17 protein-coding genes and 2 pseudogenes are annotated in these 18,316 nt (G+C 40.5%); 17 read left to right on the top strand and 2 right to left on the bottom strand.

Translation table 11 applies throughout. The features are described 5' to 3' along the window. The first annotated feature begins 21 nt into the window (after positions 1-21). From pcaF to upp, 12 genes are all read left to right on the top strand, one after another. Positions 22-1,227, top strand: coding sequence for a 3-oxoadipyl-CoA thiolase (gene pcaF / locus F4V57_RS05765; RefSeq protein WP_070069203.1), 1,206 nt, complete (start codon positions 22-24; stop codon positions 1,225-1,227). 2 nt (positions 1,228-1,229) lie between these two features. Continuing rightward, entirely contained in the window at positions 1,230-2,585 is a 1,356-nt protein-coding gene (gene pcaB / locus F4V57_RS05760) for a 3-carboxy-cis,cis-muconate cycloisomerase (RefSeq protein ID WP_070069202.1), read from the top strand. Next, entirely contained in the window at positions 2,582-3,367 is a 786-nt protein-coding gene (locus F4V57_RS05755) for an alpha/beta fold hydrolase (protein ID WP_070069201.1), read from the top strand. The genes pcaB and F4V57_RS05755 overlap by 4 nt, the downstream gene beginning before the upstream one ends. A 44-nt stretch (positions 3,368-3,411) precedes the next feature. Further along, a complete protein-coding gene (locus F4V57_RS05750) occupies positions 3,412-4,764 on the top strand; it encodes an MFS transporter (RefSeq protein ID WP_070069200.1) in 1,353 nt (450 codons plus the stop codon). A 17-nt stretch (positions 4,765-4,781) separates the two neighbouring features. Next, the gene (gene pcaC, locus F4V57_RS05745; RefSeq protein WP_070069199.1) at positions 4,782-5,162 is read left to right on the top strand and encodes a 4-carboxymuconolactone decarboxylase; all 381 of its coding nucleotides are present in this window, start codon (positions 4,782-4,784) and stop codon (positions 5,160-5,162) included. Between the two features lie 51 nt (positions 5,163-5,213). After that, positions 5,214-5,939, top strand: coding sequence for a protocatechuate 3,4-dioxygenase subunit beta (gene pcaH / locus F4V57_RS05740; RefSeq protein ID WP_070069198.1), 726 nt, complete (start codon positions 5,214-5,216; stop codon positions 5,937-5,939). A 15-nt stretch (positions 5,940-5,954) separates the two neighbouring features. Further along, positions 5,955-6,563, top strand: a complete 609-nt coding sequence (pcaG, locus tag F4V57_RS05735; RefSeq protein ID WP_070069197.1) for a protocatechuate 3,4-dioxygenase subunit alpha — start codon at positions 5,955-5,957, stop codon at positions 6,561-6,563. A 59-nt stretch (positions 6,564-6,622) separates the two neighbouring features. Beyond that, entirely contained in the window at positions 6,623-7,471 is an 849-nt protein-coding gene (gene aroD, locus F4V57_RS05730; RefSeq protein WP_070069196.1) for a type I 3-dehydroquinate dehydratase, read from the top strand. A gap of 30 nt (positions 7,472-7,501) precedes the next feature. Further along, positions 7,502-8,965: a NosD domain-containing protein gene (locus F4V57_RS05725; protein WP_070069195.1), complete on the top strand. Its 1,464-nt coding sequence runs from the start codon at positions 7,502-7,504 to the stop codon at positions 8,963-8,965. A gap of 64 nt (positions 8,966-9,029) precedes the next feature. After that, on the top strand, positions 9,030-10,259 hold the full coding sequence (locus F4V57_RS05720) for a carbohydrate porin (RefSeq protein WP_070069194.1): 1,230 nt from the start codon (positions 9,030-9,032) through the stop codon (positions 10,257-10,259). A 177-nt stretch (positions 10,260-10,436) separates the two neighbouring features. Continuing rightward, the gene (locus F4V57_RS05715) at positions 10,437-12,869 is read left to right on the top strand and encodes a glucose/quinate/shikimate family membrane-bound PQQ-dependent dehydrogenase (RefSeq protein WP_070069193.1); all 2,433 of its coding nucleotides are present in this window, start codon (positions 10,437-10,439) and stop codon (positions 12,867-12,869) included. 132 nt (positions 12,870-13,001) lie between these two features. Next, on the top strand, positions 13,002-13,634 hold the full coding sequence (upp, locus tag F4V57_RS05710; RefSeq protein ID WP_070069192.1) for a uracil phosphoribosyltransferase: 633 nt from the start codon (positions 13,002-13,004) through the stop codon (positions 13,632-13,634). 60 nt (positions 13,635-13,694) lie between these two features. Here upp and gigC read toward each other — a convergent pair whose 3' ends face one another. Beyond that, positions 13,695-14,591 (bottom strand): LysR family transcriptional regulator GigC, encoded by an 897-nt coding sequence (gene gigC, locus F4V57_RS05705; RefSeq protein WP_070069191.1) that lies wholly within the window; start codon positions 14,589-14,591, stop codon positions 13,695-13,697. A gap of 83 nt (positions 14,592-14,674) precedes the next feature. Between gigC and F4V57_RS05700 the strand changes: the two genes are divergently transcribed. Beyond that, on the top strand, positions 14,675-15,439 hold the full coding sequence (locus F4V57_RS05700; protein ID WP_070069190.1) for a ferredoxin--NADP reductase: 765 nt from the start codon (positions 14,675-14,677) through the stop codon (positions 15,437-15,439). Positions 15,440-15,445: 6 nt separating this feature from the next. Here F4V57_RS05700 and F4V57_RS05695 read toward each other — a convergent pair whose 3' ends face one another. Further along, positions 15,446-15,868 (bottom strand): hypothetical protein, encoded by a 423-nt coding sequence (locus F4V57_RS05695; RefSeq protein WP_070069189.1) that lies wholly within the window; start codon positions 15,866-15,868, stop codon positions 15,446-15,448. Positions 15,869-16,066: 198 nt separating this feature from the next. Between F4V57_RS05695 and F4V57_RS15010 the strand changes: the two genes are divergently transcribed. The 4 genes and pseudogenes from F4V57_RS15010 to F4V57_RS05685 all read left to right on the top strand — a co-directional run bounded on the left by F4V57_RS15010 (position 16,067) and on the right by F4V57_RS05685 (position 18,315). Next, positions 16,067-16,201, top strand: a complete 135-nt coding sequence (locus tag F4V57_RS15010) for a hypothetical protein (protein WP_264754215.1) — start codon at positions 16,067-16,069, stop codon at positions 16,199-16,201. A 185-nt stretch (positions 16,202-16,386) separates the two neighbouring features. Further along, positions 16,387-16,531 (top strand): annotated as a pseudogene (locus tag F4V57_RS15100) (membrane protein); the annotation flags it as partial. Between the two features lie 71 nt (positions 16,532-16,602). Next, positions 16,603-17,883, top strand: a pseudogene (locus tag F4V57_RS05690) (mechanosensitive ion channel); the annotation flags it as partial. Between the two features lie 183 nt (positions 17,884-18,066). After that, entirely contained in the window at positions 18,067-18,315 is a 249-nt protein-coding gene (locus F4V57_RS05685; protein ID WP_070069187.1) for a hypothetical protein, read from the top strand. Position 18,316 lies beyond the last annotated feature (1 nt).

Here is an 18,316-nt window from a genome sequence, read left to right as displayed (position 1 = left end):
AAAATAAAGGATAAAAAGGACATGAGTAACGCTTATATTATTGATGCAATTCGTACGCCATTTGGGCGTTATGCAGGTGGAATTGCTGGTGTGCGTACAGATGATTTAGGTGCAATTCCAATTCAGGCTTTAATGCAGCGCCATCCTGATATTGACTGGACGAAAGTGGATGATGTGATTTATGGCTGTGCTAATCAGGCTGGTGAGGATAATCGTAATGTTGCCCGTATGTCTGCTTTACTGGCAGGGATGCCTGATCAAGTTCCTGCAACCACAGTCAATCGCTTATGCGGTTCGTCACTGGACGCTATTGCCATTGCTGCGCGAGCGATTAAAGCAGGCGAAGCAACCCTGATTGTAGCGGGTGGTGTTGAAAGTATGAGCCGTGCACCCTATGTGATGGGTAAGGCTGAAACAGCATTTGGCCGTAGTCAGAAAATTGAAGATACAACAATGGGTTGGCGCTTTATTAATCCCAAGCTAAAACAATTGTATGGTGTTGATACCATGCCACAAACAGCAGAAAACGTGGCTGAACAGTTTAATGTAAGTCGGGAAGATCAGGATCAATTTGCATTGCGAAGTCAGCAACGTACTGCTGTAGCACAAAGTAATGGTTTTTTTGAAAAAGAAATTATTCCAGTAGCAATTGCCCAAAAAAAAGGTGATGCGATTATTGTCGATCAGGATGAGCATCCACGTGCATCGACCACACTGGAAACTTTGTCCCGATTAAAACCGGTAGTGAAAGCTGATGGTACGGTAACTGCCGGTAACGCATCTGGCATTAATGATGGTGCCGCTGCATTATTAATTGCTTCCGATGAAGCAGTACAACGATATCATCTAACCCCTCGTGCCAAAATTGTTGCAGCGACTACAATCGGTATAGAGCCACGTATTATGGGTTTTGCGCCAGCGCCAGCAATTAAGAAATTATTAAAATTTGCCAATCTGAATTTGGATCAGATGGATGTGATTGAACTAAATGAGGCTTTTGCTGCTCAGGCATTGGCATGTACACGTGATCTGGGATTAGCTGATGATGACACGCGTGTTAATCCAAATGGTGGTGCGATTGCTTTGGGGCATCCACTAGGCGCATCAGGTGCACGACTGGTTATCACTGCATTAAATCAACTGGAAAAAGTTCAGGGGAAATATGCTTTATGCTCAATGTGTATCGGTGTTGGACAAGGTATTGCTTTGATTATTGAGAGAGTCTGACCATGAGCCAGCTATACGCCAGCCTGTTTTATCAGCCTGAAGTTACTGAAATTTTTAGTGATACCAGCATGCTGGGTTATATGATTCAGGCGGAAGCAGCTTTGGCGCAGGCGCAGGCGCAGGTGGGTGTAATTCCGCACGCTGTAGCGGCAGTTATCACTCAGGTGGCAAAACAAGGTGTAGACGTTCTGGATCAAGACAGTCTGGCAGTCGCTGCTGGTCTAGCTGGAAATATTGCTATTCCATTTGTAAAGCAATGGACGGCTGCAGTTCAGTCTGTTGATACGGATGCTGCCCGTTATGTACATTGGGGCGCAACCAGTCAGGATATCATTGATACAGCGACCATCTTACAATGCCGTGCTGCACTTGAAATTATTGAACAACATTTACAACAAAGTTATCAGATTGCCTTGCATCAGGCAGAGCAATATCGTGATCAGGTGATGATCGGACGTACATGGTTACAACAGGCTTTACCTATCACACTCGGCCATAAATTTGCCCGTTGGGCAAGTGCTTTGGGACGAGATTTGCAACGTATAACACAATTAAAATCTCGTGTGCTTACTATACAACTAGGTGGTGCTGTTGGTTCGCTAGCATCTTTGCTAGATCAAGGTTCTTCAGTGGTTACTGCATTTGCACGACAATTAGATCTGAATGAACCAGCATGCACATGGCATGGTGAACGTGATCGTGTTGTTGAATTGGCTGCTACACTGGCCATTATTGTTGGTAATTTGGGAAAAATGGCACGAGATTGGTCATTGATGATGCAAACTGAAATTGCCGAACTTTTTGAGCCTGATGCAAAAGGTCGTGGTGGATCTTCTACTATGCCACACAAGCGTAACCCAGTGGCAGCAGCATCAGTATTGGCAGCAGCCAATCGAGTACCGGCATTGATGTGTAGTGTGTACCAAAGCATGGTACAAGAGCATGAACGTAGTTTGGGAGGATGGCATGCAGAATGGCTGTCCATTCCTGAAATTTTTCAGTTGTGCGCTGGTGCTTTAATACGAACAGAAGAAGTATTGTCGGGCTTACAGGTTAATGTCGATGCGATACAACGTAATCTTGATATGACGCAGGGTTTGATTATGGCAGAAGCAGTAATGATGGCTTTGGCACCAGAAATCGGACGTTTGAATGCACATCACTTGATTGAAACAGCTTGTCAACAAGCCATACAACAACAACGTCATTTACAAGATGTTGTACAGGAATTGGATGAGATCAAAAAGATTTTTTCCAAAGAAAAAATTGAGGAAATTTTTAGACCTACAACATATCTGGGTAATATTCAAGCACAGATAGATGCAGTTCTAGCTGAGGCAAAAGGAGTGGCAAAGTGAGTATCACGATTACCAATCGCCAAGGGAAAAAATTATCTGTAGCGACTTATGGTCAACCTAGCCATCCGGCAATTGTGTTTTCCAATTCGCTAGGAACAGATAAAAATATGTGGGCTGAGCAGATTGCAGCATTAAAAGATCAGTATTTTATCATTAGTTATGACACCCGTGGTCATGGAGAAAGTGATGTTATCTCAGCAACAACCTTAAAAAATCTGGGTGAGGATGTACTAGATATTCTAGATACTTTACAGGTTGAGCATGCCCATTTTTGTGGTATTTCGATGGGGGGTATTACTGGATTGTGGCTTGGAATTTATACGCCATTACGTTTTTATAGCATTACTGTTGCAAACTCTGCAGCAAAAATCGGCACAACTGCCGCATGGAATTCTCGTGCAGACAGTGTTGAACAAAATGGTTTACAGGATATTGCTAAAAGTACACATACCCGCTGGTTCAGCGAACAGTTTGATTATGAAAATAGTGTGTTGGCACAACGGACTATTCAATCTTTAAGAGATACTTCTCTACAGGGTTATGCTAATGCCTGTCGTGCTTTGGCAAATGCTGATGTCAGTGAACAGTTATCTCAAATGAACCTTCCGGTTCTGATTATTGCCGGAGCAATGGATCCAGTGACAACAATTACGGATGCAACATTTATGCAGCAACGCATCGTTGATAGCCAGTTGGTGCTAATCAATGCATCGCATCTTTCCAATATCGAACAATCTGAAAAGTTTACTCAGGTGTTAAAGGGATTTATTGAGTCGATTTAAACGGCCATAACAATCTAAATTAATATTGCCTCAAGGAGATGAAAATGGCGGCTCAGGATAGTTTTTTGCCTAATAAAAGTATTGATGCACAGGCAGTGATCAATAATGCACCTTTAAGTGCCTATCAATGGATGATTGCAGGAATATGTTTTTTAATTGTTTTTCTAGATGGTATTGATACTGCTGCCATGGCATTTATTGGACCAGCTTTGGCACAAGATTGGGGTGTCGACCGTTCACAATTAGGCCCTGTTATGAGTGCGGCTTTGGGCGGCATGATTATTGGTGCATTGGTATCAGGACCTTCAGCAGATCGTTTTGGCCGAAAAATTATTTTAACTGTTTCCATGCTAATTTTTGGCGGATTTACTGTGGCATCGGCTTATGCCAATGATCTGGATACATTGGTGATGCTACGGTTTTTGACTGGAATTGGTTTGGGTGCAGCAATGCCGAATGCCACCACATTATTTTCGGAATATTGTCCTGATCGTGTGCGTTCATTATTGGTGACCTGTATGTTTTGTGGCTATAACCTTGGTATGGCCACAGGTGGCTTTCTCAGTAGCTGGTTAATTCCGACATTTGGCTGGCATAGTTTATTTTTGGTCGGAGGCTGGGCACCATTGGTTCTGGCTATAGGTGTGATTGTATTTTTGCCTGAATCCTATCGTTACCTCATCGTAAAAGGTAAAGATCAAGATAAAGTTAAAAGTATTTTAACCCGTATTTCCGCTAAGGACATACAAGGTGCAACAGAGTTCCACGTTCCTGAAGAAAAAAAAGAAGCGAATCAGAAAAATATTTTTGGCCTGATATTTTCAGCACGTTATGCCAAAGGTACTTTGTTGCTGTGGTTCACCTATTTTATGGGTTTGGTGATGATTTACTTATTGACTAGCTGGTTGCCAACTTTAATGCGTGAAACCGGTGCCTCTATGGAACGTGCAGCATTTATTGGTGGTTTATTTCAGTTTGGTGGTGTACTCAGTGCCTTATTTGTTGGTTGGGCTATGGATCGCTTTAATCCCAATAAAGTGATTGCAGGTTTTTATTTTGCAGCAGGTATTTTTGCCGTAATTGTTGGGCAAAGTCTCGGTAATTCGACTCTACTGGCAATTTTTATTCTGTGTGCAGGTATTGCTGTTAATGGCGCACAATCATCCATGCCTGTTTTATCCGCAAGATTTTATCCAACACAATGTCGTGCAACTGGTGTGGCATGGATGTCTGGTATTGGTCGTTTTGGCGCAGTATTTGGTGCATGGATTGGTGCGGTGTTACTTGGAAATCATTGGTCTTTTACCATGATTTTGAGCATGTTGCTGATTCCTGCCTTATGTGCCGCAGTGGCAGTATTTCTGAAATCTATGGTTGCACATACAGATGCAACCTAACAATAGGACGATGACACATGAATGATGAAGAACGTTATCAACAGGGCATTAAAGTTCGTAAGGAGGTTTTGGGTGGGGCACATGTTAATCGTTCCATTGAAAACTTAAACGATTTTAATTCGGATTTTCAAAATTTTATCAGTCGTTATGCATGGGGGGAGGTTTGGTCACGTCCCGGGCTACCTCGCCATACCCGCAGTTTGGTAACCATCGCCATGTTGTTGGCTATGGGACGTGAAGATGAACTACGAATGCATATTCGGGCCTGTTTTAACAATGGCGTAACCAAGGATGAATTAAAAGAGTTATTTTTGCATTGTGCTTTATATGCCGGATTGCCAGCAGCCAATGCTGCCATTCATTTGGCAGAAGATGTTTTTAAGGATCTGGGAATTTAAGGGGTTGTAATACACCAGATTGGATTTTTTAATGTCTAAGGAGAGATAAAGATGTCTCAGATTTTGTTAGGAACCTATGCGCAGCGTAATACTGATGATCATCCACCCGCTTATACACCAGGATATAAAACCAGTGTATTACGTTCGCCTAAAAATGCCTTGATTGCGATTGCTGAAACTTTAACAGAAGTGACAGCACCGCATTTTAGTGCAGATCATTTCGGTGCTAAAGATAATGATTTGATTCTTAATTATGCCAAAGATGGCTTACCAATTGGCGAACGAGTGATTGTACATGGCTATGTCCGTGATCAGTTTGGTCGTCCGGTAAAAAATGCTTTGCTGGAAGTTTGGCAAGCGAATGCATCCGGGCGCTATCGTCACCCGAATGATACTTATATTGGTGCGATGGATCCAAATTTTGGCGGTTGTGGAAGAATGCTGACAGACCAAAATGGTTATTATGTTTTTCGTACCATTAAGCCGGGACCATATCCTTGGCGTAACCGCATTAATGAATGGCGTCCTGCGCATATTCATTTTTCATTAATTGCTGATGGTTGGGCACAACGACTCATTTCACAGTTTTACTTTGAAGGGGATACGTTGATTGATAGCTGTCCAATTATCCAAACCATTCCGAGTGAAGAACAACGTCGTGCCTTGATTGCGCTCGAAGACAAAAGCAATTTTATTGAAGCTGATAGCCGTTGTTACCGTTTTGATATTACTTTACGTGGTCGCCGGGCAACTTATTTTGAAAACGATTTGACCTAAGGAAGGGAGGCAACAATGAATAACTGGAATTTTCAGGAATTACATGAAACCCCATCACAAACTGGTGGACCGTATGTTCATATTGGCTTGTTACCGCAACAGGCGGAAATTGAAGTCTTTGAATATAATTATGACAATAATTTGTTAAAGAATAATCCACAAGGCGAACGTATTCGCCTGGAGGGTCAGGTATTTGATGGCCTTGGCTTGCCTTTACGGGATGTTCTACTGGAAATATGGCAAGCAGATACCAATGGAGTTTATCCGGATCAAACCAATCCCAACTTTCAGGGCTGGGGACGTACAGGTGCAGATTTCACCAGCGGATTCTGGAGTTTTAATACCATTAAGCCTGGTGCAGTACCGGGGCGTAAAGGTAGCATGCAGGCACCTCATATTGCCTTGGTGATTTTTGCACGTGGTATCAATATTGGTTTGAATACCCGTATTTATTTTGAAGACGAAAAAACAGCGAATGCTCAGGATCCTATTCTCAATAGTATAGAATGGGCGCCACGCCGTCAGACCCTAATTGCCAAACGTGAAGAACGGGATGGTGAAATTATTTATCGTTTCGATGTTCGGATTCAGGGCGAAAATGAAACGGTTTTCTTTGATATTTAAATGATTGATTAAAGCTGTATTTAGACCATAAATGCAGCTTTGGTAAGGAAAGCTTTAAGATGATCGCAAAAAAAATAGCTTTATATGGTCTGGTTGTTATGAGTGCTTTGGGATACGGCAATATTAGTAGTGCTGAGAGCAAATTACCTACGAGTTATCATGTGAAAAATGTGCAGATCGGTCAATTACCAGTCAAAACAATTGTTCCTATTACTGGGCCAAGCTATGCAGATGCTTTGCATCAGGCGGAACAATATGCACAAACAGATGCAATTGACCTGATTGAACTTCGACTGGATTTGTTGGATTTTTATCAGGATTCAAGCAAATTACTAGCATATACCCAGCAAATTAATCAACGCCTGAGAACCAAACCAATTATTGCCACCATTCGTACACATCATGAAGGTGGAAAATTTATAGGTACGGATCAAGCTTATGCAAAACTTTATCAACAACTTATTAAGCAAAAGTCTATACAAATTATTGATGTAGAAATGTTCCGTGATCAGAACATCGTCAAACAATTGGTACATGATGCACATCAGGCTGGCATTCTGGTGGTGATGTCTAACCATGATTTTCAGAAAACACCTGATCAACAGGAAATTACCAAACGTTTGTTACAACAAGATGCTCTAGGTGCTGACATTTTAAAGATTGCAGTTATGCCGCAATCGAAGGCAGATGTATTGACATTGATGAATGCAACTTTTGTGGTGAGTCAGCAATCTAGCAAACCATTATTGACCATGTCCATGGGGCAGCTTGGCACAATTACACGCGTTGCCACAGCCAGTATTGGTGGTAGTCTAAGCTTTGGTATGCTTGGACAAGCCTCTGCACCAGGACAAATTGAAGTCAGTAAACTCAAGGATATTTTAAATACATTACAACCTACTCCGTAGAAACAAATATGTATTAAAGAAGGAACTTTAATGAATAAATTTTTTTTTAAAACCGTAATAGGTTCAGCAATGATGGTAGGCGGATTTGCGACAGCTTTTGCACAAACTTATATTGTCGACCGTTATCAGGATGATCAACAACAAGGATCTTTACGCTGGGCAATTGAACAGGCCAACCGTCAGCCACAGCAGCAAAGTACCATTCAAATTCATGCTGTTGGTCAGGCACCCTATGTAATTAAACTGAACTCACAATTACCAGCCATTAAAGCTCCAGTAACAATTGAAGGCATGCAATGGGCAAAAAATGGTGAGTTTATTCGTATTGATGGTTCTGGTTATATTCGGGGAGAAGGTGCAAAAGCCTGTCCTGGTGCAATTGCAGGACAGTATGGTACTAATGTACGAACGACAAGTTTACCGGGATTTATCTTACAGGATGTGAATGGTGTAACCATTCGTGGTCTGGATATTCATCATTTTTGTATTGGTGTATTGATTAATCGTTCTAGCAATAACTTGATTACACACAATCGGGTATCCAATAATTATGGTGGATCTGGTGTAATGATTACGGGGGATGATGGACAGGGTAATCCAACATCAACCACAACCAACAATAACAAGGTGATTGATAATCTATTTATTGACAATGGTGATGGCTTGGAACTTACTCGTGGTGCAGCTTTTAATCTTGTGGCCAATAACTATTTTACTTCTACTAAAGAAAATCCGGAGCCTTCACAGGGAATCGAAATTTTATGGGGTAACGACAATGCTATTATTGGCAATAAATTTGAAAATTATTCAGATGGATTACAAATTAACTGGGGCAAGCGGAATTATATTGCCTATAACGAATTGAGTAAAAATTCCATCGGATTCAATCTGACTGGTGATGGCAATATTTTGGACAGCAATAAAATCCATGATAACCGTATTGGGATTGCCATTCGTTCAGAGAAAGAAGCCAATGCACGAATTACGTTGACTAAAAATCAGATCTGGAATAATGCAAAAAACATCAAACGCTGTGAAGCAGGAGGTTCCTGTGTTGAGAATCAACGCTTAGGCGCAATTGTGTTTGCTGTTCCAGCATTGGAACATGTGGGATTTGTTGGTTCTCGAGGTGGTGGTGTAGAGATTCCTCTAGAAAAACAGCAAAAAACCTGTAGTACTGAAGGACAGGGAGATTGCAATGCAATTCCTAACCAAAATATTCGTCCACCTGTATTAAGTTTACGAGGTAGTATTGTGCAAATCCATATTTCAGGGCAGCCACAACAAAATTATCATGTGGAAATTTTTGCAAATGATGTACGTCAGGGAAATGAAGCACAAAAGTATCTGGGCACAGTCAAGGTTAGTACTGATGCACAAGGGAAAGGCTTAGTGCAGTGGCGAGCAACAGTGGCAAAAGGAGCATTAACGGCAACAGTCACAGATTATCTGGGGGCAACATCAGAATTGAGTCAACCCTTAAAATTACATTAATGCAAGCAATAAAAAGATTATAGGCAGTTGAATGCCTTGTATATGAGTTTAAAAGGTAATCCACATGAAGAAAACATTACTGACAATGGCGATATTGGGCAGTACATTACTGCTTAGCTCTGAAGTTATGGCAAATGAGCCTTGGTCACAAGATCGGCAATGGTTACTGGGTGACTGGAACGGTAAACGTCAGCAGCTTGAAGATCTGGGTTATAGATTTAATTTGAGTATCATGAATCAGACGGCAACCATACTCGATGGTGGTAAAAGTAATCATCAAACCCGAAATGCAAATCAGCTTGGCTTGGGTGTGAACTTTGATCTTTCCAAAATTGCCGACTGGAAAAATACGACTGCTGCATTGACCATTACCAAACGTGATGGACGTAATCTGGCTTCAGATATTGGTATGAATGGCAGCCCAACAGAAATTTATGGTCGTGGAAATATTTGGCGTTTAACACAAGCCTGGATTAAAAGTGGTTTTATCGACAATACTTTGCAAATTAAAATTGGGCGTATGGGGATGTCAGAGGACTTTAATGGTTCTCATTGTGAATTTCAGAGCCTGATTTTATGTGGAGGGCAGGTTGGTAAAAGTCAGGGTGATGTTTGGTATAACGGTCCGGTAAGTGGTTGGGCGATGAATGCCAAATATCACTTTTCGCCAGAATGGAGCATTGCAGCAGGGGTTTATGAAAATAATCCTGAGAACTTGCGTACAGATAAAAAAGCCAATTTTAATCTGGACACCAGTGCAGGAAAAGGCGTATTAGTTCCAGTAGAATTGGCATGGAAAACGCAAAGAATGAATGGATTGACTGGTGAATATAAACTCGGTGGTTTTTATACTACCCACGATTATGCCAATGTTGATGATAGCAATGCTACAGATCCTAAGCGTGCAGTTTGGTTGAATATGCAACAACAATTAACCGTAAATAATACAAACCCTAAGGGTGGTTTGTATGCTGCGATCAATTTGGTCTTCAATGATACTTCCACCACAAGCAATGTATCAAGTACACAACAAATTGTACTCTGGTATAAAGCACCGTTTACATCTCGTCCCAATGATCAGATTGGTTTTGGGATGGGGCGTTATCAGTTTAATGACAAAGTTGCAAGCAATACGGATCGTGATGCAGAAACAGATGTTGAATTAAACTATGTTTATCAGTATTCACCTGCATTGATGATTCGACCAAATTTGCAATATGTCAATAAACCAAATGGACTGTCAACAATTGATAATGCATGGGTCGCAGGCATTTCTGTTGGATTAAAGTTTTAAATAAAATTGCAGAAATTTTCTCAAATTTAAACGAATTTTAATTGTGGTTGCTTAGTCTATTACGGAGCCACCACTCATTTTTTATTAACATGATGCGTTTTGGGTAATCTTGATATTGAGTGGAATTTAATGCCATTCTAAATTACCCATTTTGACATTGCAGGTGGAGCTGAATGTATGATTGACTCACAAACCAGATCAGGCACTTTATTTAAAATCTGGTGTTTTATTCTTGGATTGGCACTCCTTATTACTGGTCTGTTTTTTCTGGTTGGTGGTGTCAAACTCGTCAGCCTCGGTGGATCTTGGTATTTTTTGATTGCAGGATTACTGATCACACTTTCATCCCTGTTTATTTTTAGAAAAAAAATATTTGGTGTCTGGCTTTATCTTTTCGCCTTCATCAGTACGGTCATTTGGGCATTGTGTGATGTGGGTTTGGAATTCTGGCCATTACATTCACGTCTAATGTTTCCAGCTGGTTTGTTTGCTGCAATTTTATTTACATTGCCATCAATTCGTAAATATCAGTTTCAGACACCTAGATGGTCTGTAGCTTCGTATGCTGTGGCTGGACTAACTGTTTTGGCAATGCTTGGCGGCTTGTATGGCATGTTTATTCCGCATCCAACAGTTGAAGCTAATGGACAAGAGTTGCCATTGCTTCCAGTTACCGCAGCAACCAAACAGATGAATTGGGAACATTATGGTAATGATGCCGGCGGTAGTCGTTTTGCTGCACTTGATCAAATTAATCGGAATAACGTAAAAGATTTGAAAGTGGCTTGGACTTATCGTACTGGCGACTTTACTACAGGTTCAGGAAATGGTGCAGAAGACCAACAAACTCCTTTACAAGTAGGTGATAAAGTTTTTTTGTGTACGCCACATAATAATGTTATTGCATTAGATGTAGATACAGGTAAGGAATTGTGGAAGGCCGAAGTAAATTCACACGCAGATGCATGGGAACGTTGTCGTGGAGTTGCTTATGTTGATACGACTAAAGCAGTTATCCAACCCACATTCGGCGGTTCAACACCAGTGACATCGATTACGCCAAGTGTGAATTGTCCACGCCGTGTCTATACCAATACGCCAGATGGCCGTTTGATTGCATTTAATGCCGATAATGGCAAAAAATGTGAAGATTTTGGTGAAAATGGAACAGTCAATTTGCTGAAAGGTTTAGGAGAAGGTACACAGGCTCCGCGTTTTGAGGTTACTTCTGCACCAACCGTTGCTGGTTCTGTATTGGTGATTGGTAGTCGAATTGCCGATAATTTTCAGGCAGATATGCCAGGTGGTGTGATTCGTGCCTATGATGTGATTAATGGACAATTGCGCTGGGTATTTGATCCACGCAATCCTGATCCAAACTACCAGTTAAAGCCGGGTGAAACTTATAAGCGTAGTAGTGCTAACTCATGGGCTGCCATGTCTTATGATCCAAAAATGAATACAGTATTTCTTCCAATGGGAAGTTCATCTGTTGATGTCTGGGGAGGTAATCGTCAGCCACTGGATCATAAATATAATTCATCTGTTTTGGCATTAGATGCAACCACAGGCAAAGAAAAATGGGTATATCAAACGGTTCATAATGATCTTTGGGACTTTGACCTACCTATGCAGCCAAGTCTGGTGGATTTTCCCATGAAAGATGGTTCAACTAGGCCGGCAGTCGTAATTGGGACTAAATCTGGTCAATTTTTTGTCTTGGATCGTGTTACAGGTAAACCATTAACACAAGTGATTGAACAATCTGTAAAAGCGGCAGATATTCCAGATGAGCAATATTCCAAAACGCAACCACGTTCTGTAGAAATGCCACAAATTGGAAATCAGACTTTAACTGAATCAGATATGTGGGGTGCAACACCATTTGACCAACTCATGTGCCGAATCAGTTTTAAATCCATGCGTTATGAGGGTTTATTTACTGCACCGGGAACAGATGTTTCCTTGAGTTTTCCGGGTTCTTTGGGAGGAATGAACTGGGGATCCATGGCATTTGACCCAACACATCGTTATCTATTCGTTAATGACATGCGTTTGGGCTTATGGATTCAATTAATTAAACAGACACCAGAGGATATTAAGGCTCAAGCCAATGGCGGTGAATCTGTAAATACCGGAATGGGTGCAGTTCCAATGAAAGGTACGCCATATAAAGTAAATAAAAACCGCTTTATGTCGGCATTAGGCATTCCTTGCCAAAAACCGCCATTTGGAACAATGACAGCCATTGATATGAAAACTCGTCAGATTGCATGGCAAATTCCACTAGGAACAGTACAGGACACCGGTCCATCTGGTATTAAAATGAAAATTCATGCACCGATTGGTATGCCAACAATTGGTGGTCCAATGGCAACGCAGGGCGGTCTGGTATTTTTTGCAGCGACACAGGATTATTACCTGCGAGCTTTTGATAGTTCAACAGGTAGAGAATTATGGAAAGGTCGTTTACCGGTAGGAAGTCAGGGAACACCAATCAGCTATGTATCACCTAAATCTGGTAAACAATTTGTGGTGATCTCAGCTGGTGGCGCACGACAATCTACAGATCATGGAGATTATGTGGTGGCATACGCACTACAAAAATAATTCAAAACTTTTTTATCTGAAAAGCATCTCATCCGTGAGATGCTTTTTTATATAAACACTGATAAAGAAGGTTGGTCGTTGACATAAAAAAAATTATACTATCGCCAATCATTTATATCAGGTGAAGCCGCAGTGCCTATTCAAGAAATCCGCCATCCATTGATTCGTCATAAATTAGGTTTATTACGCCGCGCAGACATCAGTACGAAAAATTTCCGTGAATTGGCGCAGGAAGTCACCATGTTATTGACCTATGAAGCCACTAAAGATTTGCAACTTGAAGATCATGTGATTGATGGCTGGGCTGGAAAAGTGCACGCACAGCGTATTGCCGGTAAAAAAATTACGGTAGTACCGATTCTAAGGGCGGGAATTGGCATGCTTGACGGTGTTTTAAATTTGATTCCAAGTGCCAAAGTGTCAGTACTGGGATTAGAACGAGATGAAGAAACTTTACAGGCAAGAACATACTATAAAAAACTGGTGCCTGATGTTGCAAACCGTATTGCCATGATCATTGACCCAATGTTGGCTACAGGAAGCTCCTTGGTCGCAGCCATTGATGTATTAAAGGCCAGTGGTTGTAAGGATATTCGGGTGATGGTATTGGTCGCTGCACCTGAAGGTATTCAAAAAGTAGCAGAGCTTCATCCTGATGTGCTGATCTATACAGCGTCTATTGATGAGAAGCTTAATGATCAAGGATATATTATTCCGGGATTAGGCGATGCTGGTGATAAAATCTTTGGCAGCGTACAGAAGTAAGCTTTTGATTAACAGGATATAAAAATATTTACATCCTGTTAATCGTGATGAGAATACAATTTAAATTTCTTTATTTACCTGATCTTCACAGAATTGCATGAAGGCTTTTAGTCCTGGTCCCTGATATTTTTGTCGATGAATCAGCATAAATAATGGACGAGTAAGTGTCCAGAAAGGTGTATCCAAAATCACCAGTTGACCTTGTTCCTGCAAAGGAGTGATAGTTAATTTAGAAACACAAGCTACACCTAAACCCCCAGCAACAATTTTTAAAATCGCTTCATTATGTCCCAGTGTCAGACGGATATTGGCATCCGGTAAATCTTGTAAAATACTATTATCGAAAACTTCTCTTGTGCCGGAACCCTCTTCACGCAAAACCCATTCAACAGCTTTAAAATCTTCAACAGTTAATATACGATCAAGTTGTGCTAAAGGATGTGATGGCGCACAACATACTGCCAGCTCATCGTCTTGCCAATGAATACATTGTAATTGTGGTAAATGACAGGAACCTTCAATCAGCGCTAAATCCAGTTGAAATTGACTTACTGCTTCAATGATTTGTCGAGTATTTCCAACCTGTAATTGTAAATGTGCCTGTGGTTGTTGCTGCAAAAAATTCGCCATTAAATCTGGAATAAGGTAATCACTAATGGTCAGGGTCGCACCTAAACGTAGATCAATACCTTGTAGTTCACCTTTCGCTGCTTGTTCAAATGCTTCACAGCGGCCTAGAATTTCTAATGCCTGCGGTAACAAGTAGCGACCTAAGTCATTGAGTTGTAATCGTTTTCCTTGACGGTCAAATAAAGGTGATCCTAAGCCATCCTCCAGATCAGACAGTGCCATACTTGCTGCACTTTGAGTCAGCTTTACTGCATCACTGGCACGAGTTACGGTGCCTTCCTGAGCAACAGCAACAAAAACAGCCAGTTGGCGAAGTGTCATACGCATGGATTGACCTTTAAATAAGATAAGTGTTAAGACAGAACAACTCATGCTACCATGAGCGCTTTATAGTATGCCATGAAGTTATGATGACTGAGGAAAAATATACTTTAGAAACGGTGCTTTCTGTCAAAAAATGGGCTGCAAACCTGTTTAGTTTTACCATGACACGTCCTGCACATTTTCGATTTACTGCTGGGCAATTTGCCAGAATTGGCCTTCAATCAGACGGCGAATTAATTGTTCGTGCTTATTCTGTTGTGTCATCGCCCTTTGATGAAACACTGGAGTTTTTCTCTATTGTTGTGCCAGATGGTGCATTTACTTCTAAATTACAAAATCTTAAAGCAGGTGATCAGCTTTATCTGGAAAAAATTCCGTATGGATTTTTAACGCTGGCACGTTATCAGCAGCCTACACCTCATGATTTGTGGTTATTGGCTACGGGCACGGGTCTTGCACCATTTTTATCTATGTTACAGGATTTTGATACATGGCAAAAATACCGTTATATTGTTTTGGCATATAGTGTACGTACATCAGATGAGTTAGCTTATGTTGAACGGATCCGTGAAATTCAACAGATATTTGCACAGGAAAGCGATGCAGAATTCATTTTTCTACCTATCATTACCCGTGATCCATTTGCCAGCCTTAATCAGCGTTTACCAAAACTGATTGAATCAGGTCAATTGGAAAAGGCTGCTGATTTAAAGCTGCATATAGAAACTAGTCATGTGATGCTATGTGGCAATCCGCAAATGGTTGAAGATACCAAAGAGGCTTTGAAATCCATAGGATTAGTGATGAATCGTCGTGGTGTAGGGAATATTGCAGTGGAAAATTACTGGTAATCTTCTTCAATGCACAAACATATCCATAAACTCACGGATTTCCTTAATGGCATGATTTAAATCGGTATTTAGCCATGTTGCATCAAAAATTCCTGCATAGGCATCCATACGATCATGAGGAATAATGAGTCGGATTGGGCAATCTTCTTCTTGAAGACGCCAAGGTGTTAAAACCGCATCATTATCAATAAAAGCCTGAAATTCCTGAATATCAATAATCATGGCTTGAATACATTCTGGAAAAGGCATGACTGACATTTCTTCAATACGGCGACGGCAATATTCTATATCTGCCCAAGTAAATTCAGTTTCAGGTTTACTAAATTTTAGAATGCCAATCAAATAATTATCGCGGGTACGATGAAGCCAGCACTGATGAGAAACATCTGTAGCCAAAGACAAATTTACAGGGATAAGACGATAAGCCATAAGTGGCCGTACCAAGAAAAAAACTAGGGTATTATAGGATGACTGAGGCAGAGTGCAAGCTATACTTGAATAAGGATAAAATGTACTTCAAAAATGCCAACAAATTCACATTATAAAATAATTAAAATGATACATTTGCTTCATTATTGATCTGCTAGACTAAAAAATATACAAAAAATCACAAGGGAGGATACAAAAATGTGGTCAAAACAACCTCAACAGGATCCGCAGGAATTAAATCCAAAAGAGAAGACCAAACGTGTTAGATACATCACGACAGCAATTATTTTATTTTTTCTAATTGTCTTGGTCTTTATGCTTTTCAATATGTAACGATAAATAAATTTTTTCAGCCTAATTCCTATCTTGTAACAGATGTGATTTGAAACCACTTGCTTGATGTGTCAGCCGAAATCGGTTGGCATAAATTTATACACAAATGTATGTGTTCAATGACGTAAATAATTAATTTACATCAAAAAAATAACTGGAGAGAGAGTATGAATAATGGGTTCGGTATGGGCAATGCGCCACAGCGTTTTGACCTGTATTATTTCTGGGATCAATTTCACCCTGTACTAGGTGCAGTCGTCATCTTTATTGTTGGATGGATTATTGCATTGCTAGTTTCAGGTGGAATTAAAAAACTACTGGCAACTGTTCATCTTAACCAAAAAGTAAATCAGTCGACACAATCGGCTGCTTCTCCAGATGTAGAACAGATCCTTGCCAGAATTGTATTTTGGTTTATTTTGATTATTGCAATTGTCGCAGGTTTGAACGTATTAAATTTACATGCGGTAAGTGCGCCATTCTCGAATATGATTGGTGAAGTGTTAGCATTTATTCCAACCCTTATTGCTGCCGTAGTGGTTGCTCTGGTGGGTTGGTTGGCAGCAACTTTGGCTAGAACTGGCTTAAACAAAGCTCTTGCTAGAACTCAACTGGATGAAAAACTTAGTCAGGATGTTGGTGTTGCACCATTAAGCCAAAATATTGCTGAAATTGTTTATTGGTTAATTTTATTACTATTTTTACCAATTGTTTTATCAATACTTGGTTTAAATGGACTACTGGCACCTGTTCAGGTCATGTTAACTGATGCAATTTCTTATATTCCAAATCTATTTATTGCAGGCATTATTGTTTTTGCAGGTTATATTCTGGCAAAAATTTTGCGTGGAATTGTGGAAGGCTTGGTTAACAGTGTTGGTTTACAGACGCAAGCAGAAAAAATTGGCGTATTTAAATCAACTAACTTGGGTAAATTACTGGGTTCATTTGTTTTTGCTGTAGTGATTATTACTGCATTGATTATTGCATTTGATGCACTAGGTGTAGAAACCATTTCTCAACCAGCAACAGCAATGCTTAATCAATTCTTGCTTGCCATTCCAAATATTCTTGCGGCTGTGGTCATTCTGATTATTGCTTATGTCGTGGCAAAATTTGTAGGTAAACTGGCAACAGAAATTTTGGCTGGCACAGGTGTTGACGAATTACCTGAAAAAGTGGATTTACAACGCTTTTTAGGCACACAAAAAATTTCAGCAATTATTGGTTGTTTGATAGTATTTTTTACCATGTTATTTGCAATTTCTGAGGCAGCTAATCGTTTAGGCTTCCATCAGGTGAGTGAGTTAATCGCAATCTTTATTGCTTTTGGCGCGCAGATTTTATTGGGTGCTGTTATTTTGGTGATTGGTTTTTGGCTTGCCAATGCGGTTGCCAATGTTGTACAACGTGGTGAATACAAAAGTTCTCGTTGGTTGGCAACATTAATTCGTGTGTTGGTGATGGGATTGGTATTGGCAATGGGATTGCGTGCAATGGGGATTGCAGACTCAATTGTTAATCTGGCGTTTGGCTTAACACTTGGTGGTGTTGCGGTTGCTTTTGCACTGGCATTTGGTTTAGGAGGGCGTCAACCAGCCGAACGTATCTTGACCAAATTGATCGATAAAGCAGAAAAAGAAGCATGTGAGCCTAACCCTCAACAGCCATCTGCATCGGATGCTCAGGTTAATTTACCGGTAGGTGTAGAAAATATTAACTTACACCCAGAAGATCCTGTGAATCCAGTTCAGGATGATCTAAATAAACCTTAATCAGCAACATTGTACATACAATTTGTAAAAGCCACTGCGGTGGCTTTTGCTATATGATCAGAATTAAGATAAAAGAGTGAGCATATCGCAATGAAAAAATTTAATAAAAAACTACCACCATTATTGATTGCTGGCGCAGCAATTTTTGCTTTAGGTACGGCTTATAAATTTGTTTTTGGCAAAAAATCCGTTGATCAGATTGCTGATGACACGCCAGAACCAATTGATCAAACTCAGCCTCAACATGATGCGCAAACACCTTTATCAGATCGTAATGAAGAACATGATGAAGCCGCTACAGCATCATCAGACGCGACTGAAAAATCTCCAAATGCGTAAA

It is taken from the genome of Acinetobacter qingfengensis (assembly GCF_008693185.1).
GTDB lineage: Bacteria > Pseudomonadota > Gammaproteobacteria > Pseudomonadales > Moraxellaceae > Acinetobacter > Acinetobacter qingfengensis.
This window is presented reverse-complemented; position numbering and strand designations above follow the sequence as displayed.

Excerpts from the sequence above, each read along its gene's own strand:
- pcaH (WP_070069198.1), top strand. The coding sequence starts at position 5,214 with ATGTCTCAGATTTTGTTAGGAACCTATGCGCAGCGTAATACTGATGAT.
- aroD (WP_070069196.1), top strand. The coding sequence starts at position 6,623 with ATGATCGCAAAAAAAATAGCTTTATATGGTCTGGTTGTTATGAGTGCT.
- pcaC (WP_070069199.1), top strand. The coding sequence starts at position 4,782 with ATGAATGATGAAGAACGTTATCAACAGGGCATTAAAGTTCGTAAGGAG.
- F4V57_RS15010 (WP_264754215.1), top strand. The coding sequence starts at position 16,067 with ATGTGGTCAAAACAACCTCAACAGGATCCGCAGGAATTAAATCCAAAA.
- pcaF (WP_070069203.1), top strand. The coding sequence starts at position 22 with ATGAGTAACGCTTATATTATTGATGCAATTCGTACGCCATTTGGGCGT.
- pcaG (WP_070069197.1), top strand. The coding sequence starts at position 5,955 with ATGAATAACTGGAATTTTCAGGAATTACATGAAACCCCATCACAAACT.
- F4V57_RS05725 (WP_070069195.1), top strand. The coding sequence starts at position 7,502 with ATGAATAAATTTTTTTTTAAAACCGTAATAGGTTCAGCAATGATGGTA.
- gigC (WP_070069191.1), bottom strand. The coding sequence starts at position 14,591 with ATGCGTATGACACTTCGCCAACTGGCTGTTTTTGTTGCTGTTGCTCAG.
- F4V57_RS05750 (WP_070069200.1), top strand. The coding sequence starts at position 3,412 with ATGGCGGCTCAGGATAGTTTTTTGCCTAATAAAAGTATTGATGCACAG.
- pcaB (WP_070069202.1), top strand. The coding sequence starts at position 1,230 with ATGAGCCAGCTATACGCCAGCCTGTTTTATCAGCCTGAAGTTACTGAA.
- F4V57_RS05700 (WP_070069190.1), top strand. The coding sequence starts at position 14,675 with ATGACTGAGGAAAAATATACTTTAGAAACGGTGCTTTCTGTCAAAAAA.
- F4V57_RS05695 (WP_070069189.1), bottom strand. The coding sequence starts at position 15,868 with ATGGCTTATCGTCTTATCCCTGTAAATTTGTCTTTGGCTACAGATGTT.
- F4V57_RS05685 (WP_070069187.1), top strand. The coding sequence starts at position 18,067 with ATGAAAAAATTTAATAAAAAACTACCACCATTATTGATTGCTGGCGCA.
- F4V57_RS05715 (WP_070069193.1), top strand. The coding sequence starts at position 10,437 with ATGATTGACTCACAAACCAGATCAGGCACTTTATTTAAAATCTGGTGT.
- F4V57_RS05720 (WP_070069194.1), top strand. The coding sequence starts at position 9,030 with ATGAAGAAAACATTACTGACAATGGCGATATTGGGCAGTACATTACTG.